The 15,757-nt window shown below is 73.3% G+C and carries 12 protein-coding genes and 1 pseudogene; 5 read left to right on the plus strand and 8 right to left on the minus strand.

Features of this window, described 5'->3' with window-relative positions:
- The first annotated feature begins 54 nt into the window (after positions 1-54).
- The 4 genes from AB0M08_RS40945 (at position 55) to AB0M08_RS40960 (ending at position 5,001) form a co-directional block, all read left to right on the plus strand.
- On the plus strand, positions 55-666 hold the full coding sequence (locus tag AB0M08_RS40945) for a TetR/AcrR family transcriptional regulator C-terminal domain-containing protein (RefSeq protein WP_364505701.1): 612 nt from the start codon (positions 55-57) through the stop codon (positions 664-666).
- Between the two features lie 180 nt (positions 667-846).
- Positions 847-2,505 carry an ABC transporter ATP-binding protein gene (locus tag AB0M08_RS40950; protein ID WP_364505703.1) on the plus strand — a complete coding sequence of 553 codons (1,659 nt, stop codon included), beginning with the start codon at positions 847-849 and terminating at the stop codon, positions 2,503-2,505.
- 46 nt (positions 2,506-2,551) lie between these two features.
- The gene (locus AB0M08_RS40955) at positions 2,552-4,291 is read left to right on the plus strand and encodes an ABC transporter ATP-binding protein (protein ID WP_364505705.1); all 1,740 of its coding nucleotides are present in this window, start codon (positions 2,552-2,554) and stop codon (positions 4,289-4,291) included.
- A gap of 26 nt (positions 4,292-4,317) precedes the next feature.
- A complete protein-coding gene (locus AB0M08_RS40960) occupies positions 4,318-5,001 on the plus strand; it encodes a siderophore-interacting protein (protein ID WP_364505707.1) in 684 nt (227 codons plus the stop codon).
- A 272-nt stretch (positions 5,002-5,273) separates the two neighbouring features.
- On the opposite strand, the gene AB0M08_RS40965 is transcribed toward AB0M08_RS40960, so the two are convergent.
- From AB0M08_RS40965 to AB0M08_RS40995, 7 genes are all read right to left on the minus strand, one after another.
- On the minus strand, positions 5,274-6,272 hold the full coding sequence (locus AB0M08_RS40965; RefSeq protein WP_364505709.1) for a GTP-binding protein: 999 nt from the start codon (positions 6,270-6,272) through the stop codon (positions 5,274-5,276).
- Positions 6,273-6,317: 45 nt separating this feature from the next.
- A complete protein-coding gene (locus AB0M08_RS40970) occupies positions 6,318-6,944 on the minus strand; it encodes a hypothetical protein (protein ID WP_364505711.1) in 627 nt (208 codons plus the stop codon).
- 59 nt (positions 6,945-7,003) lie between these two features.
- On the minus strand, positions 7,004-7,441 hold the full coding sequence (locus AB0M08_RS40975) for a nitroreductase/quinone reductase family protein (RefSeq protein ID WP_364505713.1): 438 nt from the start codon (positions 7,439-7,441) through the stop codon (positions 7,004-7,006).
- A gap of 48 nt (positions 7,442-7,489) precedes the next feature.
- On the minus strand, positions 7,490-10,063 hold the full coding sequence (locus tag AB0M08_RS40980) for an FtsX-like permease family protein (protein ID WP_364505715.1): 2,574 nt from the start codon (positions 10,061-10,063) through the stop codon (positions 7,490-7,492).
- 160 nt (positions 10,064-10,223) lie between these two features.
- Complete coding sequence (locus AB0M08_RS40985; RefSeq protein ID WP_364505717.1) at positions 10,224-13,259, minus strand: FtsX-like permease family protein; 3,036 nt, start codon at positions 13,257-13,259, stop codon at positions 10,224-10,226.
- Positions 13,253-13,909, minus strand: a complete 657-nt coding sequence (locus AB0M08_RS40990; RefSeq protein ID WP_364505719.1) for an ABC transporter ATP-binding protein — start codon at positions 13,907-13,909, stop codon at positions 13,253-13,255. Before AB0M08_RS40990 ends, AB0M08_RS40985 begins: the two co-directional genes overlap by 7 nt.
- Positions 13,909-14,775: an ABC transporter ATP-binding protein gene (locus AB0M08_RS40995; protein WP_364505721.1), complete on the minus strand. Its 867-nt coding sequence runs from the start codon at positions 14,773-14,775 to the stop codon at positions 13,909-13,911. The genes AB0M08_RS40990 and AB0M08_RS40995 overlap by 1 nt, the downstream gene beginning before the upstream one ends.
- A 149-nt stretch (positions 14,776-14,924) precedes the next feature.
- Between AB0M08_RS40995 and AB0M08_RS41000 the strand changes: the two genes are divergently transcribed.
- Entirely contained in the window at positions 14,925-15,389 is a 465-nt protein-coding gene (locus tag AB0M08_RS41000) for a peroxiredoxin (RefSeq protein WP_364505723.1), read from the plus strand.
- A gap of 203 nt (positions 15,390-15,592) precedes the next feature.
- Here AB0M08_RS41000 and AB0M08_RS41005 read toward each other — a convergent pair.
- Positions 15,593-15,757, minus strand: a pseudogene (locus tag AB0M08_RS41005) (IS110 family transposase); the annotation flags it as partial.

The raw sequence follows: 15,757 nt of genomic DNA on the forward strand, positions 1-15,757 counted from the left end.
CTCTTTCACACCCCGTTTTGTGTACGCCGTAAACAACGCGATACTCTCGCCCGGATGAGCAGAACGACGCTGACCCGCGCGGCGATCGTCGCGGCCGGCCGGGAGCTCGCCGAGTCCGGCGGGGTCGAGGCGGTCACCATGCGCCGGGTCGGTGCGCTGCTCGGCTGCTCCGCGATGGCGCTCTACCGGCACGTCGACGACCGCGCCGAACTGCTGGTCCTGGTGCTGGAGGACCTCGCCGAAGGGATCGACGTCGCGGTGCCCGGCGGCACCCCGGCCGAGCGGCTCACCGCACTCTTCGGCCGGCTCTTCCGCTACCTGCGGGCGCACGCCTGGGCGATCGACGTGCTGCGCAAGGGGGAGCTGTTCGCGCCCCGGGCCCTGCACTTCGTCGAGCTCGCGCTGGCCACCCTGCGCGGGGCCGGGCTGGACGAGCGGGGCGCCACCGCGGCGTACCTGGCGCTCTGGAACTTCACGGTCGGCTCGCTCTGCTCGGAACGCCCCACCGACGACCGTGCGATCGCCCGCCGGCTCGCCCTGATCGACCGGGCGCCCCTCGACCGGCTACCGCAGGTGACCGCGGCCATGCCGGTGCTCGCCGCCACCGACCCGGAAACCGCCTATGACCACGGCGTTCGCGCCCTGGTGACCGGCCTGCTCGCCTAGCGTCCGGCTCGCCCGCCCCGGCCGGCCGGTTCGCCCTCGCTCGTCGGACGGCGCTGGTCACATCCTCTTGACGTACCGCAAAAGTTAGGACAGCCTAACCAAACGTTTACGCTGTAAGCAGGAGGGGACATGGCTTCGGAGCTCGGGGGCTTGCTGGCGCCCGTACGTAGGAACTTGGCAGTGGCCGGCGTGTTGCAGGCGGTCTCCGCACTGGCCGGTCTGGTGCCCTTCCTCGCGGTGGCCGAGATCGGCCGGCGGCTGCTGAGCGGGGAGACCGCCGGGCTCTGGACGGTGGCCTGGTGGGCGGCCGGCGGCCTGCTCGTCCGGCTGCTCACCATGCTGGTCGCGGGCGGTGTCTCGCACCTCGCCGACGTCCGGCTGCAGGACGACATCCGCCGCCGGATCGCCCGCCACCTGGGCACCGTTCCGCTCGGTTGGTTCAGCGGCCGCTCCTCCGGCGAGGTGAAGCGGGCCGCGCAGGACGACGTGCACGCCATGCACCACCTGGTCGGCCACGCCATCAACGACCTGGTCGCCGCGGCCGTCACCCCGATCGCCGCGCTCGCCTACCTGTTCTGGGTGGACTGGCGGCTCAGCCTGCTGGTCCTCGGCGTGCTCCCGCTCTTCCTGGCCGCCTACGCGGTGATGATGCGCGGCTACCCGGAGAAGATGGCCGCCTACAGTGCCGCGATCGACCGGATCAACGCGGCCGTCGTCGAGTTCGTCCAGGGCATCGCCGTGGTCAAGACGTTCGGTCAGGCCCGCCGCTCGCACCAGCGCTTCCGGAAGGAGACCGACGGCTTCGCGGACTTCTTCGGCGCCTGGGCCGCGTCGATGATCCGGGTCGAGGCGATCGCCAGCGCGCTGATCTCCCCGGCCGTGATGCTGCTGGTGGTGCTCGGCGGCGGTGCCTGGTTCGTCGGCGAGGGCTGGCTCGCCCCGGTCGACCTGCTGCCGTTCGTGCTGCTCGGCGTGGGTCTCACCGGCCCGGTGCTGGCCCTGGGATACGGCGCCGACAGCCTGCGCTCCGCTCGCGAGGCCGCCGCCCGCATCTCCGCGGTCCTGACCATCGCACCGCTGCCCGTCGACGCCTCCGCCGAGCCCTCCGGCCATCGGGTCGAGATCGAGAACGTGAGCTTCCGGTTCGACGACCGCGGTGACGTCCTGCGCGGCATCGACGCCGTCCTGGAACCGGGCACCGTGACCGCGCTGGTCGGACCCTCCGGATCCGGCAAGTCCACGCTGGCCGCGCTGGTCGCCCGCTTCCACGACGTCACCGCCGGCTCCATCCGGATCGGCGGCGCCGACGTGCGGCAGATCGACCCGGCCCTCCTCTACCGCCAGGTCGGCTTCGTCTTCCAGGACGTACGGCTGCTCCGCACCTCCGTCCGGGAGAACATCGCCCTCGCGCGGTCGTCCGCCTCCGAGCCCGAGATCGTCGCGGCGGCGAAGGCGGCCCAGATCCACGACCGGATCATGGCGCTGCCGGACGGCTACGACACCGTGCTCGGCGAGGACGCGCACCTCTCCGGTGGCGAGCGGCAGCGCGTGTCGATCGCCCGGGCGCTGCTCGCCGACGCGCCGATCCTGATCCTCGACGAGGCGACCGCGTTCGCCGACCCGGAGAGCGAGGCGGCCATCCAGGACGCGCTCTCCACCCTGGCCGCCGGGCGCACCCTGCTGGTCATCGCGCACCGGCTGCACACCATCACCGCCGCCGACCAGATCCTGGTGCTCGACGCCGGCCGGATCGTCGAGCGCGGCACCCACGACTCCCTGGTCGCCGCGGGCGGCCGCTACGCCGGTCTCTTCTCGATCTCCCTGGAGGGCGCCCGATGATCCGCCGCTGGTTTCCCGAGTGCGCCCCTCTCCTGGCGGGCGCCCGATGATCCGCCAACTCGCCCGGGTGCTCGGGTCCACCTACGCGGGACCGTTGCGCCGGCACCTCGCCGGGGTCACGGCGTACGCCACGCTCCAGGGTCTGGTCTTCGTTCTGCTCGTGCCGGTGCTGCGGGCGCTGCTGAACGGTGACACCGGCGCCGCCGCGCCGTGGCTGGGCGTGCTGGCCGTGGCGGTGGTCGCGACCGCCGTCGCCTACTGGGTGCAGGCGCAGCTCGGCTACCGGCTCGGGATGGAACTCTCCCGCGCGCTGCACCACAAGATCGGCGATCACCTGGCCGGCCTGCCGCTGGGCTGGTTCACGGCGGCCCGCGTCGGCCGGGTCGCGCAGATGAGCACCGGCGGCGTGAAGGACGTGATGGGCGTCCCGGCCCACCTGCTCCAGCCGGTGGTGACCGCCTATGTCACCCCGGCCGTGGTGGTGCTCGCGATGTACCTCCTGGACTGGCGGCTCGCGCTGGCCGCCACCGTCACGATCCCGCTGATCATCCTGGTCTTCCGCTGGTCGGCGCGCCTGATGACCGCCACTGATCAGGCCGCCGACGCCGCCGGGGTGGAGGCCGCCAACCGGCTGGTCGAGTACGCCCAGCAGCAGAGCGTGCTGCGCGCCCACGGCCGGACCGGCGACGGGTTCGCCCAGCTCTCCACGGCCCTCGACGACGTCGAGCGGGTCAGCCGCCGCCAGCTCTACACCAGCGCGCCCGGCCTGATCGGCGCGGCCCTGGTCGTCCAGCTCTCGGTCACCGTGGTGATCGTCGCCGGGGTCGCGCTCGCCGTCTGGGGCGAGGTCGACGCCGCGTCCCTGGTCGCGCTCCTGGTACTCACGGTCCGCTTCGCCGAGCCGCTGCTCGCCGCCGCCGACCTGGGCGGGGCGCTGCGGATGGCGCGCAACAGCCTGGACCGGATCGACGAGCTCCTGGGTACGCCGGTCCTGCCCACGCCCGGGACGGCGCCGGACTACACCAGCGACGGCTCGATCGTCCTGGACGGCGTGACGTTCGGCTACACCCCGTCCCGGCCGGTCCTCGACGGCGTGAGCCTGACCGTTCCGGCCCGCTCGATGACCGCGCTGGTCGGCGCCTCGGGCTCCGGCAAGACCACGATCGTCCGCCTGGTGGCCCGCTTCTTCGACGTGGACTCCGGCACCGTACGCGTCGGTGGCGCCGACGTCCGCGACCTCACCACCGAGCAGCTGATGTCGCAGATCTCGGTGGTCTTCCAGGACGTCTACCTCTTCGACGCCTCGATCATGGACAACATCCGCACCGGCCGCCCCGGCGCCAACGACCTGGACGTGCTGGCCGCCGCGCACCTGGCCCGGGTCGACGAGATCGCCGCGCGCCTGCCCGACGGCTACGAGACCCGGGTCGGCGAGGGCGGCGCCCGTCTCTCCGGCGGCGAGCGCCAGCGCATCTCGATCGCCCGCGCCATCCTGAAGGACGCCCCGATCGTCCTGCTCGACGAGGCCACGGCCGCCCTGGACCCGGAGAACGAGGCGGCGGTCGGCAGCGCGCTCTCCGCCCTGACGGCGAACCGCACCCTGCTGGTGATCGCGCACCGCCTGCAGACGGTCCAGGCCGCCGACCGGATCGTCGTCCTCGACGGCGGCCGGATCGCGGAGTCCGGCACCCACGAGTCCCTGCTTACGGCGGGCGGGCGATACGCCGCTTTCTGGTCCGAGCGTACGCGCGCCCAGGGCTGGCGCCTGACCAGCACGTCTTCCTGAACTCTCGCCTCTCTTTAGGAACTTCGATGCCCACGATGCCCGCGGCGATCGCCGCTCGCGCCGAACGCTGGTTCGGCCATCCCGCCACCGTCACCGAGGTGACCGTCCTCTCCCCGGGCCTGCGCACCGTCACGATGGCCGGCGACGCCCTGCGCGGCCGCCGCTACCGGCCCGGCGACGAGATCGAGTTCCTGGTCTCCGAGCGGGAGTTCCGGCACTACACCCCGTCCGCCTACGACCCCGGTACCGGCACCTGCTCGGTCGTCTTCCAGACCCACGCCGGCGGCCCGGGTTCCGCGTGGGCGGCCGCCCTGAAGCCGGGCGACCCGGTCTCGGTGATGGGCCCGGGCGGCGGCGTCCGTTTCGACCCGACGGTCCCCGCGGTCCTGCTCGGCGACGCCACGGCGCTGGGCCTGTTCGCCGCACTGGAGGCTTCGGGTACGCAGGTCAGCGGCGCGATCGAGATCCCCGCGGAGGACACGGCCGCCGCGGCCACGGTGGTCCGCAGCGTCGAGGTCGTCGCCGCCTCCACCCTGCGCTCCTGGGTGACCGCCCACGGCGCCGAGGTGGCGGCCGCGAAGTCCCGCGTCTACGCCGTAGGCCACGCCCAGACCATCCAGCAGCTCCGCACCCTCCTGCGCGAGTCCGGTGTCTCCCGCCAGTCCATCGTCGTCAAGGCCTACTGGGCAACCGGCCGCACCGGCCTCTGACCCCACGGCACCCACGCCCCGCCCGCGTGTTCCCGCGCCGGCGCTCGCGTGCTCCCGCGCTTGGCGCTCGTGCGGTCCCGGCTGGGGTGTCCGTGCGGTCCTGGCTGGTGCTCGTGGGTGTCCGGGGCCGGTGGAGACACCCCGGTTGCCCAGCCGCGGGGTCTTGGCCGGTGTTGTGGGGTGTGTCCGCGGGCTCGAGGCACCTCTCAGCGCCAGCCGACTGCTCGTGGCCGCTGCCCCTGCGCTGCCGAGCGTGTGCCGGGACGGCGCCCCTACGTCGAGGTGGTGATCGGGGCTGTCACGCCTGCTGCGGCCGGACCGAGAGCGGCCACGCCGAGAGTGGTCGACCCGAGAGCGGTCCGGGCGAGGATGCCGGGGCGGGACGGGTCGTGGCGGGCGGTGTGGCGGGTCAGCGTGGACAGGCCGGTGCAGGCGATGCGGTGGGTCGTGCCGGTGGGTACCAGGACCGACCACGGGGCGAGGCGGTGGAGCAGGGTGCCGAGGTGGTCCAGTGCGGACGGGTCGGTGCCGGGACGGCTCCAGAGCACGATGGTGTCGCTGAACTCGACCTGGTGTGTCACCACGTCGGCCACCGAGCGGTGGTCGTCCCCGGTGGTGTGCAGGTTCCGGTCCCGCAGGTCGTCCGAGCTGGTCAGATCGCCGAGGAAGCGGTCGGCGTCGACCACGGTGACGTACGAATCGAAGTGAACGATCTCGGCCAACGGCTCTCCGCCGACGGTGCAGCGTGCGCAGGCGGCGGCGACCGTCTCGGGCTCGATCGCCGGGGGCAGGACGAGCAGCAGGTCGCGGCCGGGGTAGGTGCGCGCCAGCCGGACCAGGGTCGGCAGGACGTCCTCCCGCAGCGTGCACGAGACACACCCGTGCACCAGCTCGACGGTCACTCGCTCGAGCGTCGCCGCCCACTCCGGCCCTGCCCGCCCCCGCTGCGGCGCATCCGCCGGCGACGACGACGGCGACAGCGACGACGAGGACAGCGACGACGAGGACAGCGACGACGACAACGGTGACGGCGACATCGGCGAGGGGCGCGGCGGGAACGGTGGAGCGTCGGCCGGGAGGGCACTGTGTTCCAGCAGTTCGGAGAGGGAGCGGACGGTGCGGGTCACCCGGCCGTGGCGGATGTCGGTGAGGTCGTGGCTGATGGCGATCAGGTTCTCGTCGGCGATCAGCAGTGCCCGGGCCGTGGCCTGGACGGCGTCCCGCGAGAACCCGGACAGCACGGTGACGGCGGGTTTCGGTGCTTCACTCACCGATCCATCTTGTTGGAAATGATTTTCATTGTAAAGCCTGTACGGTCATCGCGGGAGGATCGTGGTCAACCATGAGGCGAGCGCCGGCACCGCCGCCGGGGCGATCCCGTGTCCGACCTGGTCCTCGCGGGCCGTGGTCAGCGCGCCCGACTCGTCCGTCAGGTACTGCCAGGTCCGGTCGAGCAGGTCGCGCGGGATCACTCGGTCCTGGGCGCCGTGTGCGACGAAGACCGGTACCCCGCTGAGGTGCGACGGCGTGGTCGGGACCCCGGCGTCGAACGGGAGTGTGCCGTAGAGGACGGCGGCTCCGGCGTACCGGGACGGCTCGTCGAGCAGCAACCCGCCCGCGAAGGCGGCGCCGCCGCTGAACCCGACGAGCGCGACCGGCCGTCCGGTCGGGGCGACCTCGTCCAGCCAGGTGCGGAACCAGTCCATGGTGGAGCGCAAGGAGGACTCGACGGGGCGGCCGATGCCCCGGTTCGCGAACCATGCGAACCCGCCTCCCTCGGTGATCGGGGCGCGGACCGCGGCGTACGAGAAAAGGGGTGGAAGTTGATCTCCGAGAGTGAGGATCTCCTGCTCGTGGGAGCCGCGGCCGTGGAGGAGGACCACCAGCGGAGTGTCCGGGCCGGAGGGGCCGGAGGTGGCGATCACCGGGGGTGGGAAGGCCATGACGCGCTCCAGGGGTCGGGGGTGCCGGAGTTCGAAGATAGGCCGAGAAACTTGAAGCGTCAACTAACTGAGATGCGGAAGACCGGGAAGCCAGGTGCCGCCGCGTTGATCTCCTCGGCGGGGGAGCCGGCCTTCAGCCCATCGAAGAAGGCGCCCGTCTCCCATGCCCATTTGCGCAGGTAGAGGCGGATCAGCGGCTCCTTGTCGGCGTCCGCGACCTCGATCGGGACGAAGGTCTCGCGGCGGCGGCCGAGGCGGAGCTCGCCCTCGCCGGCGGCGCGCAGGTTCCGGACCCACTGCGTGTGGCCGCGGGGCGCGAGCAGGTAGCGCTCGCCCTCGTACGTGAAGAGGTTGACGATCGTGGTTCTGACCTCGCCGGTCGTGCGGCCGCGCACGGCGAGGACGCGGCTGCCGAGCAGGCTGACGCCGTGCGCGGTGAGCCACTTGGCCAGGTCGTTGAAGGCGTTGCTGCTCTTCTTCGGGGTGAGGTAGCGCACGGCGGCTCCCGGTGTTCTCGTCTGCTCGCTTATGCGAGCAGTGCTCTCTCAGGAGAACATCGATCGGCGCCGTCCGTCAAGAGCAGTGCTCACCAGGGAGAGCAGGATGATCGTGAGGGCGAAACCGGTCAGCGGCAGCCACGGCAGGACCGGCGCCGGGTCGGCCACCTGCGCGGTCACCCGGCGCAGGCCCAGCGGGCCGAGCATCACCGACGCCAGGCCGATACCGATCAGCGGGCCACCGATCGCTGCCATCAGCACGCCGGGCAGCGATTCACCGGCGGAGATCAACCGCATCTCCCGGGTACGCACACCGAGTGTCCGGAGCCGGCCCAGGACCTGCCACCGCCCGGGCGCGGTCGCGGCCGTACCGAGGGCCAGCCCGAGCAGCGCGAGCAGCAGCAGCGCGAGTGCCGCACCCCACGCGAGCCGCAACAGGCCCTCGACCAGCGGCGCACTCCGCCGATCACGCAGCACGGCGCTCGCGGCGAGCCCGTCGTCCAGCGTCCCGTCGACCCAGATGGTGTTCGGCGCGAACTCCGGCATCGACGACCTGTCGACCAGCACCACATCGGTCGCGCCGTCCACCGGGGGCGCCGTCCCGGTTGCGGTGAGCACGACGGCCGGTTTCCCGCCCTCCTGCGGAATAGTGATCCGCATGCCCGGGCGCATGCTTCCGTCCGAGGAGAGCACCAGCGCCGCCGACTGTTTCAGATCAGGAACCTCAGGCCAGATCCTCCGGTACGACGCCACGTCCACCACGGCGAGCCGAACCTGGATACGCGCGTCCCCTGCCAGCACCACGGCACCGTCGACCACCTGGCCCACGGCGGCTTCCTCGACCCCGGGCCGCCCCGCGACCTGCTCGATCGCGGCGTTCTCGACGTCCAGCCGGTAGTCCGCGCCGACGTACTGCCGGGCGCCGTCGGCCAGCCCGGCCGTCGTGGTGACCCGCAGCGTCGCGGCGAACGACGCCAGCGCGACCGCGACGACCACGGCCACCAGCGGCAGCGCCCGCCGGGACGTCGCCGACGCCTGGGCCGCGCCGAAGACCGCGAGTGGACGCCGCGAGCGCAGCGCCCAGCGCAGCAGCAGGCCGGTCACCGGGGGCAGCAGCCGGAGCAGGAGCAGCGCCCCGGCGAGCGCCCCGAGCGCCGGCGCGATCGTCCCGCCGGCGACGCCACCCGGTGCGCCGCCGGCGGTCCCGCCCTGCGTGCCGTTCGCGACGCCGCGCTGGTACAGCAGCGTCGCCGCGAGGGCCGCGGCGGCGAGCACCCCGAGCTCGGCGGCGAGCCGGCGCAGCGCCGTGGTGCGGGCCGCCCACGCGCGGGCCGCCCGGTTCGCCGGAACGCGCCGGTTCCGCGTCGCGCGAGCGGCGGCGACCACCCCGAAGACCGGCCCGGCGGCGATTGCGACCACCGCCACCGGGAGTACCCAGCGCCACGCGAACCCGCCGGAGACCAGCCGGGCCAGGCCGACGGCGGCCAGCGTGAGGAGGCCGGATTCGATCAGCAACTCCGCGGCGATCGCGGGCAGCGAGACACCCCGCTGCCGGGCGACGGTCAGGTCCGCCGTCCGGCGACGGGCCAGCAGGTCGGCGGCGAGCAGCAGGATCAGCGCGCCGGCCAGCATCACCGCGCTGAGCAGCACCGACGCCAGTGCCGTGGCGGCGTTCACCTGGTCGTCGGCCCGGAGTAGGACGGCGTCCAGCTGCGTCTCCCAGCGCGAGGTGCTGTCGCGTACGCCGGAAGCGGCCGAGGTGGCCTTGAGCCGCACCGCCAGGTCCGCCAGCCGCTGGGCGGAGTCCCAGGTCATCCGGCTCGGTTCCGGGGCGAACCAGACCGTGCGGACCAGGTCGTCCGGGTCGAAGGCGAGCCGCGCGTCGGGCAGCGAGTCGTCGCTGAGCAGCCCGCCGAAGCGGGTCGTCCCGATCCCGTCCGCGCCGGCCACCGGGCCCAGCAGCCACGGCGCGAGCCGCCAGGCCGGATCCTCGGCGTCGGCGGGCGCGAAGATGCCGCTGACCCGGACGTCCTTCGTGCCGCCGTTCTCGTCCGCGACCTGCAGCCGGTCACCCGGCCGCACCCCCAGCGCGTCGGCCGCCTCCCGGACCAGGCCCACCTGCACGGTCCAGGGCGTCCGGCCGTCCACGCTCCGGCCCGGATTCCCGCCCGGCGCCTCGCCCTGCACCCAGGTGACCGCCGGTCCGGTCGCCCCGGCCAGGTAGTCGAGCTGGAAGGTCCGCAGCACGCTCCCGTCGGTGACCTTCAGCGTGGGACTCGCCGCGGTGGCGATCGGCGCGCGCAGCACGCTCCGCAGTTCGTCCCCGAGCTGCAGGCCGGCCCGATCCCGGAAGTCCGCGACGTCCTGGGCGAGCTCCGGCGCCCGGTCGCGCCCACCGTCCACACCCCAGTCCGGCTCCCAGTGCGCCAGCGCCCGGACGGTGGCGTCGCTCCCGCCCTCCCGGATCGCCTGCCGTACGGCGTCGTCCGCGGTCTCCCGCAGCAGCACCGGCACCATCCCGGCGACGAGGCTGATCAGCCCCACGACGACGCCGATCAGCCCGAGCGCCCCGGCGTCGGCCCGGGCCCGCCCGCGCACGCTCCCCCAGTGCACCCCTCTCACGCGCACCCCTCTTCGTCTCCGGCCCATAGCGCGACTCGCCGTCCTGGCTGGCCCTCCGGGGTGTGTCCGGGGGTGTGAGGGACCGCTGAGGGCCAGCCGGTTGCTCGCGGTTGCGGTCCTGGCTGGTCTTCCGGGGTGTGTCCCGGGGCGGGGGAGGAGGTCATGAGAGTTCCCGGAGAGGGGCGGCGGTGGACCGTGCGGTCTGGAGCAGGACCACCGTGGCGAGGAGACCGGCGACGGCGACCAGCAGGAAGGCCAGCAACGTGGACTCGGTGGGCCAGGGCCAGAGCGGGACGACCCCGGGCACCGGGACCGCGCCGGTGTCCGAGCGGACCAGCAGCGGCGTGAGCAGGCGGGTGGCGAGCGCGCCCACCGCGGCGCCCATGGCGAGGAGCGGGAGCAGAGCGACAGCGTGCTGGGCGAGCAGCGTGGTGCGGATCTCGCGGCGGGTCAGGCCCATGCCGCGCAGGCGGGACGTCTCGGTACGGCGGGTGCGGAGGTCGTACGTGACATGGAGGACGACCCCGGCCAGGAGCAGCAGGACCGCGGCCGGGATCAGCAGGTGCAGCGCGGCCGGCAGACCCGCGCGCAGCGGCCCGGCGGCGAGGCGGGAGGTCTCGGCGGCGCGGGTGGTGACCGTGCCGAGGTGCAGTGCGGCGAGCCGGCCGGCGGCGTCGGGGCGGGTCGGCTCGCCGATCCACCAGCCGTCCACCGGGGTGGCGAAGTCACCGCGGACGGCGAGTGCCCGGGACAGCATGTCGACATCGGCCAGCAGGGCGGCGGCGCCGGGCGCGGACGGGACGCCGGGCACGACCGCGGCGATCCGTACCGGCAGGGTGGTGGTGCCGACCGCGATGGTGAGCTGCGATCCGGGAGCGACCCCGAGGCCGTCGGCCAGGGCGGTGGAGACGGCCACCGGGAGGACGCCGGGGTCGGCGAACGTGGTCGCGACCAGGGTGCGCGCGGCCTCCGGTGGACCGCCGAGCCGGATCTGCCCGGTCATCACGAGCTTGCCGCCGGCCGTGGTCAGGGCCGGGTCGGTGAGCTGACCGGGTACCGGTTCGGCGGAGGTGACGGACCAGTCGGCGGAGCCGGTGACGGTCATCGTCACGGTGAAGGGGGCGCTCGTCTCGGCGTACCCGTCGAAGGTGAAGGGAAGTGAGATCGCGATCAGGGAACCGCCGCCGCAACCGGTCAGCGGCCGGGACCGGCCGTCGAGGGCCATCGGCGGGGCGACGCAGGGTGTGCGCCGGCCGGCCGCGTCCTGGAGGAGCAGGTGCGGGGTCACGATGATCGGGGCCGGGATCGAGACGGTGGTGGCGGCGGTCAGGGTGATGGTGGCGTCCGCCGGGATCTCGATGCCGGTCGCCGGCCGGGCGGGGATGAGGCCGGTGGCGACGGAGCTCCAGGTACGGCCCCCGTCCAGCCGGCCGCGGAGCAGCGACGACGCCCGGGTCATGTCGACGGCGACCAGGCGCGGAGCGGCTCCCGACCCGCCGAGCCACTGTCCGACCGGGATGCCGCGGTTCACCACCGGGCTGACCACGCCGCCGGTCGCCTCGGAGACCGCCGAGCCGGAGGGACCGGATCGGTCGAGGGCGGACGTGGTGACCGCGATGTCGGTGCCGACCGTGAGGGCGGCCTGGTCGCGCTGGGACCGGGCCCACGTCGCGTCGAAGGCCGCGCCGAAGGTGGCGGCCGCGCAGGCGAGGCAGAGGAGCAGCCCGGCGGCGGTGGCCCGGGGGCGGCGCGCGGCCTCGAACATCGCGAGTGGTACCGGCAGTGCCCGGGACCGCTGGGCGAGCCGGTCGGCGAGCGCGAGCCCGGGCGGGATCAGGCGCAGCGACAGGGTGGCGCCGGCGGTGAGCAGCAGTGCGGGCGCGAGAACCTGGAGCAGGTCGGCGGAACCGGTCACCGCACGGAGCTGCCACCACCCGGCCGCGGCGAAGACGGCGAGCAGGAGGTCGATACCGACGCGGGCCCGGCTCTGCGCGGAGAACGGCGTGAGGAGTACGACCGTGAGGGCCAGCGCGCCGAGCACGACGCTGAGCACCTGAAGCTTGGTGACGGCGGGTGTGTTGCTCAGCCCGGCGTCGGCGAGCGGCGCGACGTGGCTGAGCGCCGCGTGCAGCAGGGACGAGAGCGGCAGGGCGAGGGCGGCGGCCAGCAGCGCGAGGGCGACCGCCTCGATAGCGGCGGTGCGCAGCAGCTGGAGCCGGCTCGTTCCGAGGGCCGTGAGCAGGTCGGTCTCGGCGGCGCGCACGCCGGCGGTGAGGCGCCCGGCGAGGGCGAGCGCGGTTCCGGTGAGGACGATGCCGATCACCGCGACCGCGAGCACCGCGCCGTCGGTGACCCGCTGCTGGGACTTCGCGGTGAGCAGGACGTGCGGCAGCGTGGAGGCGACCCGGGTGAAGTGGGCCCGGTCGCCGAGGACGCCGGAGTAGCGGCGGTCCGCGGCGAGGACGCCGTCGGTGACGGTGTCCAGGTCGCGCTGCGTGGAGACGGTCAGGTCGGGCTGGGCGGTGATCTCCAGCCGGGTGAGGCCGACGTGCCGGGCGAGCAGGTCGTCCAGACTGATCAGGAACGGTCCGTACGCGGGGAAGTGCCGCAGCGAGTCGATGTCGCTGTAGTCGGGGTCGTAGCCGGCGCCCTCGAGGAGGTCCCGGTCCCAGCCGGTGCCGGCGTCGGCGGTGGCGATGCCGGTCACGGTGAGGTCCGCGTCCCCGACCCGGACGTGATCGCCGGGGGAGAGGCGGAGCCGGGTCGCGGTCGGTTCCAGCAGCAGGGTCTCCCCGGCGCCCTGTGGCCAGGCACCGTCGACCAGGGTGGCCCGCGAGGGAAGGCCGTCGACGGCGGCGAGGTAGCCCTTGCCTGATCTACCCGAAATATCGGACATGTCGCTGGCGGCCCGCGCGGACAACGTCGACCGGAACGGCTGCATCGCCGAGGTCAGCAGCGTCCGGGTGTCCGCCACGACGGCGGGCGCGTCCTCGGCGGCGATATCCGAGGAGTACGCCGTCGCATCGAGGTCCGTCACCGGCGCCCGGGCGGCCGCGACCGAAACTGCCTGCCCCGCGGTCCGGCTCATCAGCAGGGCGCAGACGCCGAGCAGCGTCGTACCCACCGTGACGACCGCGAGCAGCGAGGCCAGCAGCGGCCACTGTGCGCGACCGCGGCGGAGCACCAGCCTCAGCACTCCACGATCCGCCCGTCGCTGATCCGGACCACCCGGTCGGCGAGCGCCATCATCACCGGGTCGTGTGTGGAGACCAGCGCGGTGACCCCTTCCGACTCGACCACCCCGCGGATCAGCGCCATCACCGACCGCCCGGTCTCCGCGTCCAGCTGACCGGTCGGCTCGTCGGCGATCAGCAGCCGGGGCGAGCCGGCCAGCGCGCGGGCGATCGCCACCCGCTGCTGCTGCCCGCCGGACATCTCGCCGGGCCGTTGCTGCGCGTGTTCGGTGAGGCCGACCAGGTCCAGCAGGGTAGCGACGCGGCGCTCACGCTCGGCGGGTTCGACCCGGGCCAGCCGGAGCGGCGCGCCCACGTTCTCGGCGGCGGAGAGGACCGGGATCAGCCCGAACGTCTGGAAGATGTACGAGACCGTCTCGCGCCGCAGCCGGGACAGGCCGTCCTCGTCGAGCGTGGTCACCTCGGCACCGGCGATCGTCACCGTCCCCCGGTCCGGACGATCCAGCCCGCCGATCACGTTGAGCAGGGTGGTCTTGCCCGATCCGGAGCGCCCGACCAGGGCGACCATGGTCCCGGCCGCGACGTCGAAGGAGACGTCGGTCAGCGCTCTCACGTCGCCGAAGCTGCGGCTCACACCGCTGACGCGCAGCATCAGGCGTCGGGCTTGATCGTCACGTGGTCGGCCTCGAGGGCCAGCCGTACCCGCCGGGTGAGGGCGAGCGCCTCCCGGTACTCCCGGGGTACCTGTACCCGGCCGGCCCGGTCCATCACCGCGTACTCCTCCGCGATCACGTGCGTGTCCCCGTTCTCCGCGGTCGCCGTACGCCGCAGCACCTCACTGCTCGTCCGCCCGTCCCGGATGGCCACGGTGCGTTCCACCTGCCCGCTCACCTCGGGATCGTGCGTGACCACCACGACGGTCACGCCGAGTTCCCGGTTCACGTGGCGCAGCGCCTCGAAGACCTGCGCGGAGGTCGCCGTGTCCAGTTCACCGGTCGGCTCGTCGGCGAACAGCACCCGCGGCTCGTTCGCCAGCGCCACCGCGATCGCCACCCGTTGCTGCTGCCCGCCCGACATCTGCCCGGGCTTCCGCTGGGCACAATCGGACACGCCGAGCGTCTCCAGCAGGGCGCCGACCCGCTCGCGGCGCTCCCTCCTGGGCCGTCCCGCCGCGGTCATCGGCAGATCGACGACCTGCGCCGCCGTCAGGTAGGGCACGAGATTGCTCGCTGTCTGTTGCCGCACGAAACCTACGGTCTGTCGCCGGTAGCGCACCCGCTCGCCGCGCGTCATGCTCAGCAGATCCCACCCGTCGACGTGCGCGCGGCCCGCGGTCGGCGCGTCGATACCGGCGAGGATCGACAGCAGCGTGGACTTCCCCGACCCCGAGGCGCCCACCACCGCGACCATTTCGCCCGCGTCGATGTGCAGGTCAAGGCCTTGCAGGGCCTGCACTTCGATCGATCCGGTCTGATAGATCCGGACCAGGCTCTCGCAGGCGATCAGCGGTTGCGACATCGCGCTCCTCCCACCCCCGCGCTCACAGGATCTCGACAGCTCGCCTTTCTAACGCCTGCCCACCACAACGTCAACTTCCCAGACCTTTTCCCGGTACGCCGTGAGCCTGTCCGAAGATGAGCAGGGTTCACTCCCGTACCCTGCATCGGGTGAGCATCGGTAAGGGCGACATAGCGCCCGACTTCGAACTTCCCGACCAGGACGGCACGCCGCGTCGACTGACCGATCTCCTCGCGGCCGGTCCCGTGGTCCTCTTCTTCTATCCCGGCGCCATGACCAGGGGCTGCACCGCCGAGGCCTGCCACTTCCGCGACCTCGCCGCCGAGTACCAGGCCGCGGGCGTCCAGCGGGTCGGCATCAGCAAGGACCCGGTCGAGAAGCAGAAGCTCTTCGCCGACACGCACACCTTCGACTACCCGCTCCTCTCCGACCCGGACTCCGCGACGATCGCGGCGTACGGCGTCAAGCGCAAGCTGAGCCTGGGCCCGCTGAGCACCAAGCGGATGACCTTCGTGATCGGCACCGACGGCAGAATCCTCGACGTCATCCACAGCGAACTGGACATGAACCAGCACGCCGCCGACGCCCTCCGCATCGCCACCACCACGCCCTGACTCACGACCGCCCCCGGGGCGGCCAGGCTGCCGTGTGGCTGGGTTGCCGTGTGGCCAGGCTGCCGGGTGGCTGGTGGGCTGCCGGGCTGCCGGGCTGCCGGGCTGCCGGGCTGCCGGGTGGCTGGGCTGCCGGGTGGCTGGGCTGCCGGGTGGCTGGGCCGTGCGGTCCGGCTCGGGTTCTGGCTGGATGCCCCTATGGTCTGTCAAGGTGTTGCGGGGATCAGGAGTCGGTAGATTTCGCGTGCTATGTAGCGTTTTAGGCAGCGGATGATCTCGCGGGGTGTTTTGCCTGCGGCGGTGCGTCGGTCGCGGTAGGCGCGGGTGGCGGGGTCGTGGCGTAGCCGGGTCAGAGCGATGCGATAGAGAGC

It is taken from the genome of Actinoplanes sp. NPDC051851, assembly GCF_040681165.1.
GTDB lineage: Bacteria > Actinomycetota > Actinomycetes > Mycobacteriales > Micromonosporaceae > Actinoplanes.